The sequence below is a fragment of the Corynebacterium sp. 239_CJEI genome (assembly GCF_001055995.1).
Taxonomy (GTDB): Bacteria; Actinomycetota; Actinomycetes; order Mycobacteriales; family Mycobacteriaceae; genus Corynebacterium; species Corynebacterium jeikeium_D.
The window spans coordinates 59,682-77,743 of the sequence record NZ_JVOW01000021.1; the positions used below are offsets into that span (position 1 = coordinate 59,682).

Sequence of the window (18,062 nt, forward strand, 5' to 3'; positions counted from 1 at the left end):
TCACTTAAGGTGCACAAATAAACGGTTTTGAGCGGGTTTCGCATAAGATAGCCGTCAGAGAAGTGTACACCGATTATAAGGAGTCATCGCCGTGAGCGTTGAGGTCACTATTGAGATCCCGAAGGGTCAGCGCAACAAGTACGAAGTCGACCACGAGACCGGCAAGGTCTACCTCGACCGCTACCTGTTCACCCCAATGGCCTACCCGGCCGACTACGGCTTCATCGATGAAACCCTCGGCGAGGATGGCGATCCGTTGGACGCTCTCGTGATTCTGCCGGAGCCGGTTTTCCCGGGCGTTATTGTCAAGGCTCGTCCGCTCGGCGTTTTCAAGATGACCGACGAGGCCGGCGGCGACGACAAGCTGCTGTGCGTCCTGGATGATGTCCGCTTCGACCACTACCAGGACATCGGTGATGTCTCCCAGTTCACCAAGGACGAGATTGAGCACTTCTTCGTCCACTACAAGGACCTGGAGCCGGGCAAGGAAGTTTCCGGTTCGGGCTGGGGCGACAAGGCTGAGGCTGAGCGCATCCTAGCTGAGGCTATCGAACGCCACAAGTAAGAGCCACAGTTAAGAATTGCGCTGACCAACCCCCTTCCTGGGGTTCGCCCCTTTGACGCAGTTCCTGTGATTCAGCGCTACGGCCGTCGGAGTTTTCCTCCGGCGGCCTTTGCGCTTCCGGCGATAAGGCCAGATTGCGTATAGTGCGCACTATGGAAACCGTAAACGTATCTGAAGTACCCGAAGACGCACAGATCATTGATGTCCGCTCACAGATGGAGTGGGATGACGGCCACGCCACCGGCGCCATTCACATCCCCATGGAAGAGATTCCGTCCCGCTACGGCGAGCTGGATCTGGATTCCGACATTTACCTGATGTGCCGCTCCGGTGGACGTGCCGCTCAGGTTTCTTCCTGGTTGGAGAAGAACGGTATCGACACCATCGTCATCACCGGTGGCATGATCGACTGGGAGCACTTCGGCCGCCCGATGGAGAAGGCCAACTAAATCAACTACAACTGCCCTGCCTACCTGCAGGGCAGTTTTTCATTTATTTACCCACCCCAAAGCACCGACCTTCTAACAATCCGCAGGCAAACAGGGGCATTATTAGTTGGCCATGTCCCATTATTGATGGTTCCCCAGATTGTCTAGTATGGGAAGTATGTCTGATTCATCCGTACTTTCCTCGGCGGACTCCGCCGACGCCAGCGGTGGTGTGGCAGCCGCCGTAGGCGCGAAGGTGCCTGCTGTCGACGCACAGAGCGGCACCAAGACGAAGAAGGCTCGCAAGGGGGCGAAAGCCAAAAACAAGGCCAGTGCTAAGGCCAGAACTAAGTCCAAGTGCAAGCCCGGCTCCGCAAGCGAACCCGCCGTCGCACCGGCGGCCCTGCGCAAATCCGCGTCCTGGTGTCTAGCACAGCTCGACGCGGCTGTCCGTACCAGTGTCAACGCGGCTCTTGGCCGAACTCAGATTGAGTCGATTTCCATCCGCGGGTATTGGGTTCTGGAGGCCATCGCCGATGGCGGCGACATGGCTCAAACCGAGCTGAGCGCACTGCTCGGCATGGATCGCTCTGACATGGTTCGCCTAATCGACTCTCTGGAGTCGGCAAATCTAGTCGAGCGCACCCGGGACTCCAAAGATCGTCGCCGCCAGCTCATCGCGCTGACAGAAACGGGCAACACCACCCGCGCATCTCTGCGACGTTCACTCCGCAGAGCCGAGCGCGCCGCCGTCGCCGAATGCGCACCCGAGGTACGTGCGCTGCTCGCATCGCTTGCCGACGACTCCGCTGCAAGCCCCGAAACTGACTCCGGTACTCAGCTTTCTGGCAATGCCGGCGCGAAAAACCCTGAGACCGCTCCCCCAGAGGTCACGGCCACTGAGACAGACACCAAGGACATGGCGGAGAATAAGACGCAGGCGACGTCGTCAAGCGATGCCCCGCGTCCTAAACGTAAGAAGTCGAAGAAGAAAAAGCGCAAGAAGAATAAGAAGGGGGCTCTCAAGTGACAACCACTGAAGCGAAGTTCCTACGCGCTACGGAACAGCCGCTTGAGCGCACACTCATTGACATTGTCCGGGCGACCGCGCGAAGGTTCCCCGAGGCTGAGGCCATCGATGACGGCGAGGTTGTCGTCACGTATGCGGAGTTGATCAACGAGATTGATTCCACAGCTACGTGGCTGTACGAACAGGGCATCCGTCGCGGCGACCGCATTGGTGTGCGGATGCCGTCGGGAAGCCGCGAGCTCTACCTGGCAATTTTGTCCATCATGGCCGCCGGTGCCGCCTACGTTCCGGTGGACGCGGATGACCCCGACGAGCGTGCAGAAATGGTCTTCGGCGAGGCCGGTATCGCCGGTTACTTCGATGCTGAAGGCCTGCATTTGGCTGGCTCCACGGCACGTAATCGCCCCCGCCCGCTGGACTCCGACGCCGACTCCGACGAGGAAGAGACGGAACCGACGCCGCCGAGCGCACGCGAGATCATCTCGCAGGAGCCCACTCCTGACGATGACTGCTGGATTATTTTCACCTCTGGCTCCACCGGCAAGCCCAAGGGCGTGGCGGTCACCCACCGCAGCGCCGCCGCTTTTGTCGATGCGGAGGCCCGCTGGTTCTTGGCCAACCACCCGGAAGGACCGCTCGGCCCGGATGACCGCGTTCTCGCCGGCTTATCCGTCGCCTTCGACGCCTCCTGTGAGGAAATGTGGCTGGCCTGGCGAAATGGTGCCTGCCTGGTGCCGGCTCCGCGTTCGCTGGTGCGCTCCGGCGTGGACCTGGGCCCATGGCTGATTTCCCGCCACATCACCGCTGTTTCCACAGTTCCGACGCTGGCCGGCCTGTGGCCCGCCGAGGCGCTCGACAGCGTGCGCCTGCTCATCGTCGGCGGCGAGGCCTGCCCGCAAGAGCTGGTCGAGCGCCTGTCCACCCCAGAGCGCGAAATGTGGAACACCTACGGCCCCACCGAGGCCACCGTCGTGGCCTCCGGCATCGAGCTGAAGCCCGGCAAGCCCGTAACCATCGGTTTCCCTCTGGACGGCTGGGACCTCACCGTCATCGACGAGGAGGGCAACCCCGTCCCACCGGGCACCAAGGGCGAGCTGGTCATCGGCGGCGTGGGACTCGCACGCTACCTGGATCCGGAGAAGGACGCCGAGAAGTACGCACCGCTGCCAGCCCTCGGCTGGGAGCGTGCGTATCGCACCGGCGACCACGTCATCATGGACGAGGCCGGACTGTACTTCACCGGCCGCGTCGACGATCAGGTGAAAATCGGCGGTCGGCGAATTGAGCTCGGCGAGGTCGAGGCGCACCTGGCTGCCCTCCCCGGCGCTACTCAGGCGACTGTCGTGGTGCAGAAGACCGGTGCTGGCGATTCCATCCTGGTCGGCTATGTCGGCGCCGGTGGCGACGCCGCAGCCATGGACTATGACAAGTGCATGGACACTCTCCGCGATGCCATGCCAGCCGCGATGGTGCCACGCCTGCACATCATGGATGAGCTGCCGGTTCGTACCTCCGGCAAGGTCGACAAGGCGGCGTTGCCGTGGCCACTGCCTGCGCGTGCGGGTGAGGGCGACGTCGACAAGCTGAGCCCTGTGGAGAAGTGGCTGTCCGACATCTGGGCGGACGTGCTGTCCGTACCTGCGCCCGGCGCGGCCTCGGACTTCTTCGCCCTGGGCGGCACGTCCTTGGCGGCGGCGAGCGTCATTGCGCGCATTCGCCAGCGCGCCCCGCAGGTCGCCGTGCGCGATCTCTACGACCACCCGCGCCTGGGCAATCTCGCCGAAGAGCTGGTCGCGCGCGGTTTCATCAGCGACGACATGCTTGCCGACGACGCCAGCGACCCCACCGCGCACCTAGAAAAGGTACCCGAGCCGACGCCTGTCTCCCGTACGACCCGTTGGGCCCAGGTGGGCCTCATGGTGCCATTGCAGTGGGCACGTGGCATGCGCTGGGTAACGTGGCTTGCGATTATCAACTGGGTTATCGACGGACCGCTGGCGCTACCAGGCTGGTTGGTGGCCGTACTGGCCGTGCTGTTCCTGACCCCGCTGGGGGTCATGCCCATCAACGCGGCGACGACACGCCTGCTCACGCGCAACATCACCCCGGGTGATTACCCGCGAGGCGGTTCGGTACATCTGCGACTATGGGCGGCCGAACGTCTGGCAGAGAGCTCCGGTGCCCACTCAGTAGCGGGTGCTCCGTTCGTGCTGTGGTACGCCCGCATGCTGGGCGCCCGCATTGGTAAGGGCGTGAATCTGCACGCGCTGCCGCCGGTGACGGGCCTGGTCAAACTGGATGATTACTGCTCGATCGAGCCGGAGGTAGACCTGTCCGGCTACTGGGTCGATGGCGATGTCGTCCACGTCGGCGAGGTCACTATTGGCAAGCATGCCCGCATCGGTGCCCGTTCAACGCTGCTGCCCGGCGCGCGTATTGGCAATGACGCTCACATCGAGGCGGGTTCCACCGTCACCGGTGAGAAGAAGGTCAAGGCTGGCGCGCGCTGGTCGGGTTCCCCGGCTCGCAAGGTCGGCCGGTCCAAGCACCGCTTCCCGGAGGAAGTTCCGCCGGCTCGCCGCCACTGGGTGGCTATCTACGGTCTCACCGCTGTTTTGCTGACACTCGTACCGCTGTCCGCTGCGGTCGCGATGGCTGCTGTCATCGGTTGGGGCACGGGGCTTATCGACGGCACCACCGAGCTAACCACCTCGAATCTCTGGCCAACGCTGGGTAGCGCCGTGCTGTGGGCTATTCCCGCCACCTTCGTCGGTGTTGCGGTGTATGCCCTGCTGACGCTGATTCTCGTGCGCCTGTTCAGCATCGGCCTGAAGCCGGGAGTGTTCCCGGTGCGTTCGCGCGTGGGTTGGCAGTCGTGGGCGACAATTCGCCTGATGGACGCCGCTCGTCATGACCTGTTCTTCATCTATGCCTCCATGCTGACGCCGCTGTGGCTGCGTGCGCTGGGTGCCCAAATTGGTCACGACAGCGAAGTCTCCACCGCGATCGGTATTCCGAAGTTCTTGCATGTCAAGGACGAGTCCTTCTTGGCTGACGACACCATGGTCGGCAGCTACGAGCTCGGCGGTGGTTGGTTGCTGGTGGGCGACTCCCGCATCGGCAAGCGCGCCTTCCTGGGCAACTCCGGCATCACGCTTCCAGAACGCAAGCTGGCGAAGAACTCGCTGGTGGCCGTGCTGTCCTCTACCCCGAAGAAGACCAAGTCCGGCTCCAACTGGTGGGGTTCGCCGCCAGAGCGCATGCGCCGCGTGGGCACCGTCTCCAGCGATGAGTCGGCGCAGACCTACCGTCCGACTACGGGATTGAAGGTCGCCCGCAGCATTGTGGAGACGCTGCGCGTCCTGGCACCGATGGTCTCTCTCATGCTGGCGACAATCACGCTGTTGAGCCTGCAGGGAATTGGCATGTTCACCGCGGAGTTGGTCACTGCAGATGGCGTCAACGCTGCCCTGCTCGGCCTGGTGGTCGCGTGGCTGCTCTCCCCTGCCGTGCTGCTGATTGTTGGTGTGCTGGGGCTGTTAGTCACGGTCGTGGCCAAGTGGGTGTGCGTCGGCAAGCACAAGCCCGGTGATCACCCGCTGTGGAGCAAGTTCGTCTGGCTCAACGAGCTGCAGGATGCATTCGTCGAAATGGTCGCCGCGCCGTGGTACCTGAACCCGGCGATGGCCACCGGCGGTATCGCACGCGCGATGCGTCTGCTCGGCGCGAACGTCGGCCACGGCGTGTGGCTGGAGACGTACTGGCTGCCCGAGACCGACCTGGTCACCATCGCGCGGGGTGCCTCTGTCGGCCGCGGTTGTGTCGTTCAGACGCACCTGTTCACCGACCGTGTGATGACGCTCGACACCGTCCACATCGGACACGGCTCCGTGCTGGGACCGCACTCAGTCGCACTGCCGGCATCTGTGCTTGACGACGGCTGCCGTGTCGAGCCCGGTTCTCTCGTCATGCGCGGTGACCATGTTCCTGCGCACACCTCCTGGCGAGGTAACCCAATTGAGCCAGTGGTGGCAAAGAAGAAGTAGCCCGGATTGAGTGGGGGGCTTAGGTAGGGGCCTTGTAGGAGCCTGGTAGGCACAACGGGCTGCAAATGTGAAACTGTGCAAGCTTATAGCACTTTCAAGCCATTTTTCGGGCAATTTTTGCTATAAACGCAGTCAGTAACTCACATTGGCCCGCTGCCGCCACCATAAACGCAGTCAGTTACTCGCATTGGGGCTAAGTAGCAAAAAGTGTGTCCGCTCGGCGTGTCGCCGGGTGGGCACCTTTTGCTACTTAACCCACTATTTATTTTGTGGCTATGCAGTTCGCGACTTACTCTGCTAGCTGCAACCGAGCCTGCTGAGCTGCGGCCACCAATACTTTCAGTGAAGCCGTAACCTCGTCCCAACCTCGGGTCTTTAGACCACAGTCCGGATTAATCCACAGCAGGTTGGGGTCAACGCTTTCGAGCGCATCTTCCACGAGCTGGTTGACTTCTCCGTCCGTCGGCACGCGAGGCGAGTGGATGTCCCAGACACCTGGACCAATCCCGCGAACGTATCCCTCATCTTTCAGCGCTGCGAGCACCTGCATACCGTTGCGAGCTGCTTCGATGGACGTGACATCGGCGTTGAGATCATCGACGGTGTCGATAAGCTCATTGAAGTCCGAGTAGCACATATGCGTGTGAATCTGAATCTCGTCAGCCACACCAGAGGTAGCCAGACGGAAGGAACCTACGGCCCACTTCAGGTAGGCGGGCTGGTCCGCTTCATTCAGGGGCAGCAACTCGCGAATGGCTGGCTCATCGACCTGCACGATTTGCGCTCCAGCGGCCACGAGATCTGCAATCTCATCGCGCAAAACCAGCGCAACGTTATCCGCAGTGTCACCGATGGGCTGGTCATCACGGACAAACGACCATGCCAACATGGTCACCGGCCCGGTGAGCATTCCCTTGACGGGAAGGTCAGTCATGTCTGCCGCTGCCTTGTACCACTGCACCGTCATCGGCTCTGGCCTGGTGATATCACCGTAGAGAATTGGCGGGCGCACACAGCGGGAACCATAGCTTTGGACCCAGCCATTGGTGGTGGCAAGGTAGCCGTCCAGCTGCTCCGAGAAGTATTGCACCATGTCGTTGCGCTCAGGTTCACCGTGAACCAGCACATCGAGCCCCAGTTCTTCCTGCTGTTCAATGGCAGATCGAATTTCAGCGAGCATTGCCGACTCGTAGTCAGCTGGGGTGAGCTCTCCCGTGCGCAGCTGCGCACGTGCACGACGAATGCTATTGGTCTGCGGGAAGGAACCGATTGTGGTGGTCGGCAGCGGAGGCAGATTGAGGGTCTCAGCCTGAGCCGCCTGGCGAGCCGCAAACGGGGAACGGTTACGGTCGCTATCCTCGATTGCCGCCAAAGCTTCACGAACTTCAGGCTTAACAATCCGCTTCGACTCTGCCCTCGATGCCAGTGCTGCCCGGGACTCCCTCAACACCTTTAAATCCGCGGCATCGAGTTGGCGGTCATTCAACTTGGCATCAAGCGCCCTCGCCAAAAGGGTCACCTCGGCAATTTTCTCATCGCCGAAGGCCAGCCACTGCAGCACCTCGGCATCTTCTTCGCTCGGGTTTTCCGAGGCCAGGGAGTACGGGACATGTAGCAGCGAACAGCTAGTCGACACCGCGATGGGGCCTCGGGCTGCCAGCTTCTCCAGCGTCGCCAGGGCTGCATCCAAATCGGTGCGCCACACATTACGACCATCGACAATGCCCGCAACCAGCAGTTCCTTGCCGGTCCAATGCAGCAGCTCGGAGCTACCTGCTACCAGGTCGCAACCAATGGCCTGCACGCCTGTGCCAGAAAGGGTTTCCAGCGCCTGATCACCATCACCAAAGTAGGTCTGCACCCACAACTTGGTATTCGCAGACTCCGCCACGCCGGCCAACTTCTCGTAGGCCTGGCGAGTCCTAGCAAGAGTCACTTCATCGAGGTCAGTGACCAATACTGGCTCATCGAGCTGAATCCACTCAAAGCCCTTATCCCCCAGTTGAGCGATGATTTCCGCGTACGCATCGGTCAACTTTTCCAAAAGGCCAAGTGGGTTCGAATCATCGTCGGTACGCGACAGGCTCAAGTAGGTCACAGGACCAATCAAATGAGGGCGCAGCATGGTGGTGGCGCCATTGTTTAAGCTGCAGGAATCATCCAACCAGTCAGTGAGGTCAGAGGTAAATTCAGTATCGGCTGACAGCTCCGGAACAATGTAGTGGTAATTGGTGTCGAACCACTTGGTCATTGCGGATGCCGGTTGCGTCTTCGTACCGCGAGCGGCGGCGAAGTAGTGGTTGATCCATTCCGGTAGGTTGGAACCGTCCGTTTTCGGGACATTCTGGAAGCGGGCTGGAAGCACTCCGAGCAGCGCCGATGTATCCAGCATAGAGTCGTAGAACGAGCGCCCAATTGTCGGAACCGAGTCGATTCCTGCCTTCAGCGCTGCGCCAATGTAGCTATTGACAGTGTTGCGCGCCGTCGCGGCCAGCAGGCCGCCGGTCGCCGGGTCGCGCCAGTAGTTTTCCAGAGCTCTTTTGAGCTCACGATTACGCCCTATCCGCGGAATGCCCGCGAGGGTTGCGTGAATTGCCATGATCTCGTGATTTCCTCGTCAGTCGTGATCAGCATCGGGTATGAAATTGCACAACCGGCAGGCATTCGGACTTGTCATCACTGAAAAGATTGGTTATCAACGCGTCGGATAAACCAAAGCTCTGGCAGTGATGCTTACCGTTGCGGGACAGTTCCGGACTTGCACCGGGATTCCCCTGCATAACTCGAAGGCCTTATGCGCGCTAGGCTCAAAACACACCTTGCGCGGAAAACGTGCGATATGCAGCACTTTCCTTAATGAACACCTTCGAGGCGGCTGTGGATGTGAAGTATATCGCAATATACAAATATCTCATTCACTTAGCCCCCTCCCCGAGCCTTTGCTTTGATGCTCTCCTGCTGGGACCAAAGTGATTAAGCTCGTAGTCATAAAAGCTATTTATTCTACCTCTTTTCAAGGAGTGACCTCGAGTGACACAGGCTTCCGGACCTTCCCTGAGGGGCGCCAAGATTCCGTTCGATGGCCCGGTCCAGTCAGGCGTTGAACAGCCCGGCCAAGCACATCTCCGCCTCGTCGCATTCGATTTGAAGGACGGCGTCGACGCAGCAGATCTGAAGGCACTGTTCTCCTCGCTTACCGACGTTGCCCGCCGCCTCACCCAAGGCCAGGACATCGAGGGGTATCTGGAACCGGAAATGGTTGCAGCCACTGCAAACCTGACCATTACCGCAGGTTTCGGTGAGCGCATCTTCGATGTGCTCGGCAAGCCAGAGCGCAAGCCGGCTGGTCTGCACGATATCCCGTCATTCCAGCATGACATGCTCCGCCCTGAGTGGGGCCAGTCTGACTTCGCTCTGCAGTTGTGTGGTGATGACCTCGTCACCGTTTCGGCCGCGTCCCGTCTACTGGAAAAGAAGGCGGCTCCGTGGGCTCGCGTGAAGTGGTTCCAGAAGGGCTTTTCCTACGCCTGGGGTTCGCAGCCTCACGGCGCTACCCCACGCAACCCGCTGGGCCAGCTCGACGGCACCGTCAACCCGTCCACTCCGGAGGAATGGTCCGAACAGGTGTGGATTGACTCCAAGGACAAGGCGATTAACAACTCCTGCGTGATGGTTGTTCGCCGTATTGCGCTCGACTTGAACAATTGGGAGGAGCTCAGCACCGACGAACGCTCCATCGTTATCGGTCGTGACTTCCACACCGGCGCTCCTCTTTCCGGCGGTAACGACGAGTTCGATGAAGAGGACATGGACGCCGTCGATGACCAGGGCGAGTACCTCATCCACCGCCAGTCTCACTTGGCACTGTCCCGTGAGCAGGATGGCCAGCCTGACGACGCCCTGCGTCGCCGCGCCTATGCATACGAAGACCAGCCCGGTGAGCCAGCTTTCCCATTCGAAGGACCGAACGTTGGCCTGGTCTGGGTTGCATTCCAGAAGAACCCGGACAACCAGTTCAGCGCAATCCAGGCCCGTTTGGATCGCGGCGATTTGCTCAATGAGTGGAACCGCCATATCGGCTCCGCTGTGTATTGGATTGCCCCTGGCACCACCCCAGATTCCTACTGGGGTCAGGAGTTGATTGAGGGGTAAAGGCTGCAAGCTGGCAGGCTAAAGTCTGACGGACTAAAAAGCTGGCGGGCTGCAAATGTGAAACTGACCCAGTTTATGACACTTTCGAGCAAAATTTCTGGCCGTTTTTGTCATAAACTCAGTCACTAACTCGCATCGCCCCGCCGCTGCGAGCCATAAGGGCATCGTCCCGGCGCTGCCAACCATAAGAAAACGCCCGCCGAGTGCCTGAGCACTCATGCGGGCGTTACCTCTAGACAAGAATTTTGTCAGTTACGAGCCACCGAATTAGTCACCAATCTGGTCGCGGCCACGCTTAACAATCTTCGGATCCGGAGTACCGACCAGCTCGTGGTCCTTCTCCGTGTACTCGAACTTGCTCAGCACATAACGCATCGCGTTGATGCGGGCACGCTTCTTGTCGTTGGACTTAATGGTAATCCACGGGGACTCATCGGTATCCGTGTAACGGAACTGCTCTTCCTTCGCGCGGGTGTAGTCACCCCAACGGTCCAGCGATGCGAGGTCCATCGGAGAGAGCTTCCACTGACGTACCGGGTCGACCTGGCGAATAGCGAAGCGAGTGCGCTGCTCCTTCTGGGTCACCGAGAACCACAGCTTGGTCAGCGAAATACCGGAGCCCAGAATCATGTTCTCCAGCATCGGAACCTCACGCAGGAACTCTGCATGCTGAGACTCAGTACAGAAACCCATCACGCGCTCAACGCCCGAACGGTTGTACCAAGAACGGTCGAAGAAGACGATTTCGCCAGCGCACGGAAAATGCTCAATATAGCGCTGGAAGTACCACGAGGTGGACTCACGCGGCGACGGCTTTTCCAGAGCCACAGTTCGAGCACCACGCGGATTCAGGTGCTCGTTAAAGCGCTTAATGGTACCGCCCTTACCAGCGGCGTCACGGCCTTCGAAGAGGATGATGTGCTTCTGACCAGTTTCCTTGGTCCAGTTCTGCCACTTCAGAAGCTCAATCTGCAGCTTCCTCTTAATAGACTCATATTCCTTGCGCGTCATGCGCTCCTCGTACGGGTAGCCATCGCGCCAAGTGTCAACCCGCTCACCGTCTGGAGTGACCAGTACCGGATCGTCCTCATCAGAATCATCGACGACGTAGCCTTCGGTCTTCGCCAAATCGACGATGTGGAATTCCTCTTCATTCTTGTCAGCCATACCCCTTATCCTACTGAATTTCTCTGCCACGCGTCCCCCATGCGGGTGCCCTTACCTGCAATTTCCCAGCAGTTAACGTTCCGTCTTACCGAAATTGAGGGGGTGGGACTGCACGCAGCGACCGTCGATAAGCACTGCGCGTACAATAAATGCCATGTTCTTATCCGAGGCTCTTGCCGCACGATCCGAAGTTTCCGACCGGCTGGCTGAGATTAATCGCCGTCTCGCGCTGGTGGCGCAGGTGCAGGAAGGCGATACGCCTGATGAAGATCCGCAAGCGCTTATTGCCGAAGCCGAGCGTCTGATGGCGCGCTTCGAATGGCTGGTGCGCTCGATTAACGCAACGAATTCCGCTACTGCCTTCGAGGACGGAACGCTTAGCGACGCACTTGCGAAGCGCGACCACCTGCTAACACGGCGGCGGTTCTACACCTCCGCAGCCGATCAGGGCTCGGGTCGGCGGGATCGATACTCAGCTTCGGAGATTCGCTATGTCGCCACTGTGGATATCCGGTCGCTGCGCCAGAAAGCCGACAAGGCGGCGAAGGAATACCGGGACTTGGATACCCGTATTCAGCAGGCGAACTGGTCAACCGAGCTTATCGAGGCCGCGAATAAGCCGGCCGAATAGCAAAGTGGCAGGGTTCGGTAGCGAAACCAGAAGAATTTCACATTTTGATAAGTCGGTAGTTGCATCCAGATTGTCGGCGAGCGCGACGGCCTGTCTCTGGCCTTAAAGGGACACCTAAAGATCTCACCTGTACTGAGGCAGCAGGATTAATAACAGACAGTCCTCGTCATTGCGTACATGGGTACAGATCATCGGTTATTTTTCACTACCAAGCGCTGAGGCGTCTGATGCAACGAGGGTGGGTTCGGGGACTTAAAACTTTCTCAAGTTACACAGCAAAAAGCGCCGCTGAGGATTTCCCTCAGCGGCGCTTTTTAGGCTAACTCAAGCAGTCGGGACCTCTTTTAGAAGCCCATGCCGCCCATCTCGTCGCCACCCGGCATTGCCGGCATAGCCGGTTCCGGCTTGTCAGCGACAACAGCCTCGGTGGTCAGGAACAGAGCCGCAATGGAAGCGGCATTCTGCAGTGCGGAGCGGGTAACCTTCACCGGGTCGTTGATGCCAGCTTCCATCAGGTCGATGTACTCGCCGGTAGCAGCGTTCAGGCCTTCACCCTGCGGCAGGGAAGCAACCTTCTCGGTAACGACGCCGGCCTCGAAACCAGCGTTCAGAGCAATCTGGCGCAGCGGAGCTGCGAGAGCCGCACGCACGATGCGGACACCGGTTGCCTCGTCGCCGGTCAGACCCAGCTCGTCGTCAAGCACGTGCGAGACCTGCAGCAGTGCGGAACCGCCACCTGCGACGATGCCCTCTTCCACAGCAGCCTTTGCGTTACGGACGGCATCCTCAATGCGGTGCTTGCGCTCCTTGAGCTCGACCTCAGTTGCGGCGCCAGCCTTGATAACTGCAACACCGCCGGCGAGCTTAGCCAGGCGCTCCTGCAGCTTCTCCTTGTCGTAGTCGGAGTCGGAGTTCTCGATCTCAGCGCGGATCTGGTTGACGCGGCCCTCGATAGCGGACTGCTCGCCAGCGCCCTCGACGATAGTGGTCTCGTCCTTGGTGACGACCACCTTGCGAGCGCGACCCAGCAGCGGCAGGTCAGCGGTCTCGAGCGACAGGCCGACCTCCTCGGAGATGACCTGGCCATCGGTCAGGATAGCCATGTCCTGCAGCATTGCCTTACGACGGTCGCCGAAGCCCGGAGCCTTGACAGCGACAGACTTGAAGGTACCGCGGATCTTGTTGACGACCAGGGTGGACAGAGCCTCGCCCTCGACGTCCTCAGCAATGATCAGCAGCGGCTTGCCGGACTGCATGACCTTCTCCAGCAGCGGCAGCAGGTCCTTGATGTTGGAAATCTTGCCGGAAACCAGGAGGATGTACGGATCCTCCAGAACGGCCTCCTGGCGCTCCATGTCAGTGGCGAAGTAACCGGAGATGTAGCCCTTGTCGAAGCGCATACCCTCGGTCAGCTCCAGGTCGAGACCAAAGGTGTTGGCCTCTTCCACGGTAATGACGCCTTCCTTGCCGACCTTGTCCATAGCGGTGGCAATCAGCTCACCGATAGCCGGGTCAGCAGCGGAGATACCAGCGGTAGCAGCAATCTGCTCCTTGGTCTCAATGTCCTTAGCGGACTCCAGGAGCTTCTCGGTAACAGCCGTGACAGCCTTCTCGATGCCGCGCTTGATGCCCATCGGGTTGGAGCCAGCAGCAACGTTGCGCAGACCCTCGGAAACCAGAGCCTGAGCCAGAACGGTAGCGGTAGTAGTACCGTCACCAGCGACATCGTCGGTCTTCTTGGCAACTTCCTTGACCAGCTCAGCGCCGATCTTCTCGTAAGGATCCTCAAGTTCGATTTCACGTGCAATGGAGACACCGTCGTTGGTGATCAGCGGTGCGCCCCACTTGCGCTCGAGGACTACGTTGCGACCCTTCGGGCCCAGCGTAACCTTGACAGCGTCTGCCAGGGTGTTCAGACCCGTTTCGAGACCGCGGCGGGCCTCCTCGTCAAATGCAATCATCTTAGCCATGAGGTTTGAAGAATCCTCCGTCTATTTATGTGGCACTTACATTGGAAGTTGACCCAGGCGCCCGCGACGGCATGTGATTCGAGGGAAGCGCCGCCCTCTCCATCACCGGAGTCAACACTGTACTTTTTAACGACTTTGCAACACTTGTTTCAGCCTGCGCTGCAGTATGTGCTGCAGTTTGCTGCAACTCGCATACAACGCACACATACACAAGGTGTGAAGTTGTTTTTATTAGCACTCAATTAGAGCAAGTGCTAATTCACTTTTTAGCACTCAACCCCATCGAGTGCAAGGTTAAGCGCCGCAACTCCCAACGCCAATACCACTCCCGACGTCACTCCCAACGTCATCATGGTTGTGCGCCTACACTGTCGCACATGAGCATTATTAATAAGGAACTCACGGACGCCCTGCGAGACCACATCTCCAGCCAACGCGAGACCATCCGCACCCAGCTGACCGAGCTGGTGGCTTTCCCTTCCGTACACGGCACCGAAGAAACCAAACAGGCTTGCATTGACGCAGCTCAGGCGGTTACCAAGATGTACGCAGAGCTGGGCATCGAACTGAAGGCGCACCACACCGTCGACGGCTCGATTGCACTGTCGGGTTTCGTCCCCGCGTCGTCGGAAAGCGCGAAGACCGTACTGCTCTACTCCCATTACGACGTCCAGCCGGCGGGCGACGAGTCCGCTTGGACCGCAGATCCGTGGACACTCGACGAGCGCGACGGTCGCTGGTACGGCCGCGGTACTGCCGACTGCAAGGGCAACGTGGTCATGCACCTGGCTGCGCTGCGCGCGCTGCGCGACGACGCTCTTGCGGGCCACGTCGACATGCCAAACATCAAACTCATCGTGGAGGGCTCCGAGGAGCGCGGGTCGGCGGGCCTGAACAACCTCATCGCCACACAGCCAGAGCTTTTCGACGCCGACGTCATCCTCATTGCGGATGTCGGCAATGCCGAGGTTGGCCAGCCGACGCTCGTGACCACTCTGCGCGGCACCGCCGATGTGGAAGTACGCGTCGATGCGCTGGAGCAGCCGGTTCACTCGGGCATGTTCGGCGGCGCAGCCCCGGATGCGCTGGCGGCACTGATTCGCATGCTCGACAGCCTGCGCGATGAAAATGGCTTTACTTCTATTGATGGACTGGACTGCTCGCAGCGGTGGGAGGGCCTGGACTACTCGCCAGAGACTTTCCGCGCTGACGCCGGCGTGCTCAATGGAGTGGGCCTGATTAGCAACGAGGACACTTCCGTCTCCGATCTGACCTGGGCGCGCCCGTCGGTGATTGTGACCGGCATCGACTGCCCACCGGCAACCAATGCTGTCAACGCGATTTCGTCGACCGCCATGGCGCACATTAACTTCCGCATCCCAGGCGGCGTTGATCCGGCTGAGGCGCAGGACGCGCTGGAAAATCACCTGCGCGCACATGCTCCGTGGGGCGTGAAGGTGACGGTCGAACGCGACGAGCTGGCTAACCCGTTCCGGGCCAACGTTGAGGGCAAGGTTGTGCAACTGGTCGCTGACAGCCTGTCGGCCGCCTATGGCAAGGAGACCGCAAGCATGGGCGAGGGCGCCTCAATTCCGCTGTGCGCCACCCTGCTGGACGCCGTACCAGGTGCTGACATCGCGCTTTACGGCGTGGAGGAGCCACAGGCTCGCATCCACTCGGCTGATGAATCGGTCGACCCGAACGAGATTCGCGACATCGCTATTGGCGAGGCGGTTTTCCTGGCCTCTGTCAACGGAATTTAACGGGGACAGCAAAGAATCCACCAAAGATATTGATTGAATGACTTGTGTCACATCTTTTACCTGTAGTAAGGTTCCACCCATGCAGCAGAACATTCTTATTCGAGTAGCGAAGGCTACGAACCCCGGTGGAGGCCGACAGGACTGACCCCTCCACACGGGGTCTCTGGCCGCAACTTCTCAAAGCACTTGGTTGGTCCGCCACTCACAGCAAAAGCAACTAAGCAAAGGACCAGAAAAGAATGTTTCCCACTCGCACCCAGAAGAACATGTCCACTTCGACGACGTTCACGGGCAAGCGCCCTTCGTTGGAGCACCAGGACGACGGCAATGTGCGAACTTATTCCGACGATCCATTTAGGGCTCGATTCGGACATCGCCTGCCTCGAGGCTTAAGGCAAGAAGCTCGTGGCATGAACTGGCAGAAGTTCAAGGACACCTACTCCCCCACGAGCGGCCCGGTTCAGATCAAGAATTTCGAGGCAACCCGCGGCACCCTGGGGCGCTGGAATTTCAACGCTGACTTAACACTGACCGACAAGGACGACCACACCCACACCTTCACCCAGGAGATTACCGCTATGGGGCCGGTGTCGGCTTGCACTAATCTGCTGGCTGATGCAGGTTACCGCGTGGAAATCGTGGAATTCCACCAGTTCGAAATCTTCGAAGCTACCGCTACCTTTGTCTATGCAGGTCACAACAATGACCATGTGTGGACCATGGGCTTCGGCCAGACTCCGGAGGCTTCCGTGCTTTCCGCTTTGGTCTGCGCTGCTAACCGCCTGCATGGGTAGGACGCGGATGCTGCTCGTTTAGTAAACGGGGGGTGTCCCTATGTTTTTGTCAAGTGCCAGACCGATGTTGACGAGCACAGTCTTGGGAGTAGTTTCTTAGGCGTGCCTAGGAGCCGGCCAGCGTGTGCTGGTCGGCTTCGTCTTTGGGGCTTTATGCGGCGACGGGGCGTGGCGGGATTTCGCGGAAGAACTCCTTGTTTTTCAGCATCGCGTAGATGACATTGCATCGGCGTCGTGCCAGGCAGATGACTGCTGCGTTGTGGCGTTTTCCTTCAGCGCGTTTGCGTTCGTAATACCGCCGTGACGGTTCGTGGCTGCGGATAACTGCGAATGCGGAGTAGAACAAGGCGTTTTTCAGTCGTTTATTGCCTGACCGTGCCGGGAATTCACCTCTGATCGACGAACCGGATCGTCTAGTCACGGGTGCTATTCCAGCATAAGCAGCTAAGTGGCCAGCACTAGCGAAGTCGGAGCCATCACCGATCGCAAGAAGGATCTGCGCTGCGGTCTTGATGCCGACTCCGGGCATACTCATCAAGACCTCACAAAGAGGGAAATCAGCGAGCATCTCTTCAACCTGCTCAGCAATGGTGTTTCGTTGCTCTTTGAGGGCCTGGATGTTTGCAGCCAGTTGAGGAATTACTAACTCGGCGGCATCGCTTCCAGGCACGGTGACTGTTTGAGCTTTCAGCGCTGTAAAAATGTCGTCTACCAGCGGGGTGGGGTCTTTACGTGTGCGCTTGATCATCCAGTTCAACACTCGTTGGTATCCGGCTCTTTTTAGCCCCTGCGGTCCCTTGTAATGGATCAATAATTCCAGGATCGGCGTGCGAGTCAGGGTGCTACCAGCAAAAACTCGTTCCAGGCTGGGGTAGATCTGGGTGAGGACACTGCGAAGCCGATTGACAGTGCGAGTGCAATCGCGGGCGATGTCATCATCGAAGCCGGACAGCATCTTTAGGGCGGAGAGTACCTCATCATTGCGGTCGACGGCACGTAGCGTGTGGGGCATTGTGCGGGCGGTGTCGGCGATGATGAATGCGTCGCGTTTGTCTGTTTTTGCACGTCCCGGATAGAGATCTGCAGCTTTGCGCATCGCAAGACCTGGCAGGTATCCGACTTCGCAACCGCAGTCCCGGGCTACAGCAATCGGTAGTGCGCCGATGGTGTTGGGTTGGTCGACGATCACGAGCACGGTGCCAAGCTTCTGAAGCTGGTGAAAAACGCCTGCTAGTTCGGATTCGAGTTGAGGCAACGGTTTGTCGAAGACCTTGTTGCCATCACGGTCTAAGGCGCAGGCGTGGTGTTCAGATTTGCCGACGTCTAACCCAAGGAATATGTCGATGGAATGCTCCGGAGACATGATGAGCTCCTAGAAAACGAGATGGGTATGGCGTTGTTCCAGTCGCTGGTGTCATGACCTTCGTTGCAAGCACCCACGTTACAAAGAGACCTAGTTTAAAACTGGCCGTGTCCCTATCAGCTGTCATCGAAAGTCCTGGCACCCGGCGGCAAC

12 protein-coding genes and 1 riboswitch are annotated in these 18,062 nt (G+C 59.3%); of the genes, 8 read left to right on the forward strand and 4 right to left on the reverse strand.

The features are described from left to right. Positions 1-91 precede the first annotated feature (91 nt). From ADB08_RS06470 to ADB08_RS06485, 4 genes are all read left to right on the forward strand, one after another. Positions 92-565 (forward strand): inorganic diphosphatase, encoded by a 474-nt coding sequence (locus ADB08_RS06470; protein WP_049171911.1) that lies wholly within the window; start codon positions 92-94, stop codon positions 563-565. 152 nt (positions 566-717) lie between these two features. Next, on the forward strand, positions 718-1,014 hold the full coding sequence (locus ADB08_RS06475) for a rhodanese-like domain-containing protein (protein ID WP_049171913.1): 297 nt from the start codon (positions 718-720) through the stop codon (positions 1,012-1,014). A 157-nt stretch (positions 1,015-1,171) separates the two neighbouring features. Then, positions 1,172-2,023, forward strand: coding sequence for a MarR family winged helix-turn-helix transcriptional regulator (locus ADB08_RS06480; protein WP_049171915.1), 852 nt, complete (start codon positions 1,172-1,174; stop codon positions 2,021-2,023). Beyond that, a complete protein-coding gene (locus ADB08_RS06485; protein WP_049171917.1) occupies positions 2,020-6,069 on the forward strand; it encodes a Pls/PosA family non-ribosomal peptide synthetase in 4,050 nt (1,349 codons plus the stop codon). The genes ADB08_RS06480 and ADB08_RS06485 overlap by 4 nt, the downstream gene beginning before the upstream one ends. A gap of 289 nt (positions 6,070-6,358) precedes the next feature. On the opposite strand, the gene metE is transcribed toward ADB08_RS06485, so the two are convergent. Beyond that, a complete protein-coding gene (gene metE / locus ADB08_RS06490) occupies positions 6,359-8,668 on the reverse strand; it encodes a 5-methyltetrahydropteroyltriglutamate--homocysteine S-methyltransferase (protein ID WP_049171919.1) in 2,310 nt (769 codons plus the stop codon). Positions 8,669-8,707: 39 nt separating this feature from the next. After that, positions 8,708-8,906, reverse strand: a riboswitch (cobalamin riboswitch). 193 nt (positions 8,907-9,099) lie between these two features. On the opposite strand from metE, the gene ADB08_RS06495 reads away from it, so the two are divergent. Then, positions 9,100-10,221: a Dyp-type peroxidase gene (locus ADB08_RS06495; protein ID WP_049171921.1), complete on the forward strand. Its 1,122-nt coding sequence runs from the start codon at positions 9,100-9,102 to the stop codon at positions 10,219-10,221. A gap of 267 nt (positions 10,222-10,488) precedes the next feature. On the opposite strand, the gene ppk2 is transcribed toward ADB08_RS06495, so the two are convergent. Continuing rightward, entirely contained in the window at positions 10,489-11,388 is a 900-nt protein-coding gene (gene ppk2 / locus ADB08_RS06500; protein WP_005510168.1) for a polyphosphate kinase 2, read from the reverse strand. Between the two features lie 154 nt (positions 11,389-11,542). On the opposite strand from ppk2, the gene ADB08_RS06505 reads away from it, so the two are divergent. Continuing rightward, a complete protein-coding gene (locus tag ADB08_RS06505) occupies positions 11,543-12,019 on the forward strand; it encodes a DIP1984 family protein (protein WP_049171923.1) in 477 nt (158 codons plus the stop codon). A gap of 344 nt (positions 12,020-12,363) precedes the next feature. Here ADB08_RS06505 and groL read toward each other — a convergent pair whose 3' ends face one another. Continuing rightward, the gene (groL, locus tag ADB08_RS06510; RefSeq protein WP_038626677.1) at positions 12,364-13,989 is read right to left on the reverse strand and encodes a chaperonin GroEL; all 1,626 of its coding nucleotides are present in this window, start codon (positions 13,987-13,989) and stop codon (positions 12,364-12,366) included. A 377-nt stretch (positions 13,990-14,366) separates the two neighbouring features. On the opposite strand from groL, the gene ADB08_RS06515 reads away from it, so the two are divergent. Together ADB08_RS06515 and ADB08_RS06520 are read left to right on the forward strand one after the other, a co-directional pair. Further along, positions 14,367-15,752 carry a dipeptidase gene (locus ADB08_RS06515; RefSeq protein ID WP_049171925.1) on the forward strand — a complete coding sequence of 462 codons (1,386 nt, stop codon included), beginning with the start codon at positions 14,367-14,369 and terminating at the stop codon, positions 15,750-15,752. Positions 15,753-15,991: 239 nt separating this feature from the next. Continuing rightward, positions 15,992-16,546, forward strand: coding sequence for a hypothetical protein (locus tag ADB08_RS06520; protein ID WP_048731724.1), 555 nt, complete (start codon positions 15,992-15,994; stop codon positions 16,544-16,546). 151 nt (positions 16,547-16,697) lie between these two features. Here the strand turns inward: ADB08_RS06520 and ADB08_RS06525 are convergent, their stop codons facing one another. Beyond that, a complete protein-coding gene (locus ADB08_RS06525) occupies positions 16,698-17,909 on the reverse strand; it encodes an IS110 family transposase (protein WP_011273191.1) in 1,212 nt (403 codons plus the stop codon). Positions 17,910-18,062 lie beyond the last annotated feature (153 nt).

Excerpts from the sequence above, each read along its gene's own strand:
- ADB08_RS06480 (WP_049171915.1), top strand. The coding sequence starts at position 1,172 with ATGTCTGATTCATCCGTACTTTCCTCGGCGGACTCCGCCGACGCCAGC.
- ADB08_RS06520 (WP_048731724.1), top strand. The coding sequence starts at position 15,992 with ATGTTTCCCACTCGCACCCAGAAGAACATGTCCACTTCGACGACGTTC.
- ppk2 (WP_005510168.1), bottom strand. The coding sequence starts at position 11,388 with ATGGCTGACAAGAATGAAGAGGAATTCCACATCGTCGATTTGGCGAAG.
- ADB08_RS06475 (WP_049171913.1), top strand. The coding sequence starts at position 718 with ATGGAAACCGTAAACGTATCTGAAGTACCCGAAGACGCACAGATCATT.
- metE (WP_049171919.1), bottom strand. The coding sequence starts at position 8,668 with ATGGCAATTCACGCAACCCTCGCGGGCATTCCGCGGATAGGGCGTAAT.
- groL (WP_038626677.1), bottom strand. The coding sequence starts at position 13,989 with ATGGCTAAGATGATTGCATTTGACGAGGAGGCCCGCCGCGGTCTCGAA.
- ADB08_RS06525 (WP_011273191.1), bottom strand. The coding sequence starts at position 17,909 with ATGTCTCCGGAGCATTCCATCGACATATTCCTTGGGTTAGACGTCGGC.
- ADB08_RS06505 (WP_049171923.1), top strand. The coding sequence starts at position 11,543 with ATGTTCTTATCCGAGGCTCTTGCCGCACGATCCGAAGTTTCCGACCGG.
- ADB08_RS06515 (WP_049171925.1), top strand. The coding sequence starts at position 14,367 with ATGAGCATTATTAATAAGGAACTCACGGACGCCCTGCGAGACCACATC.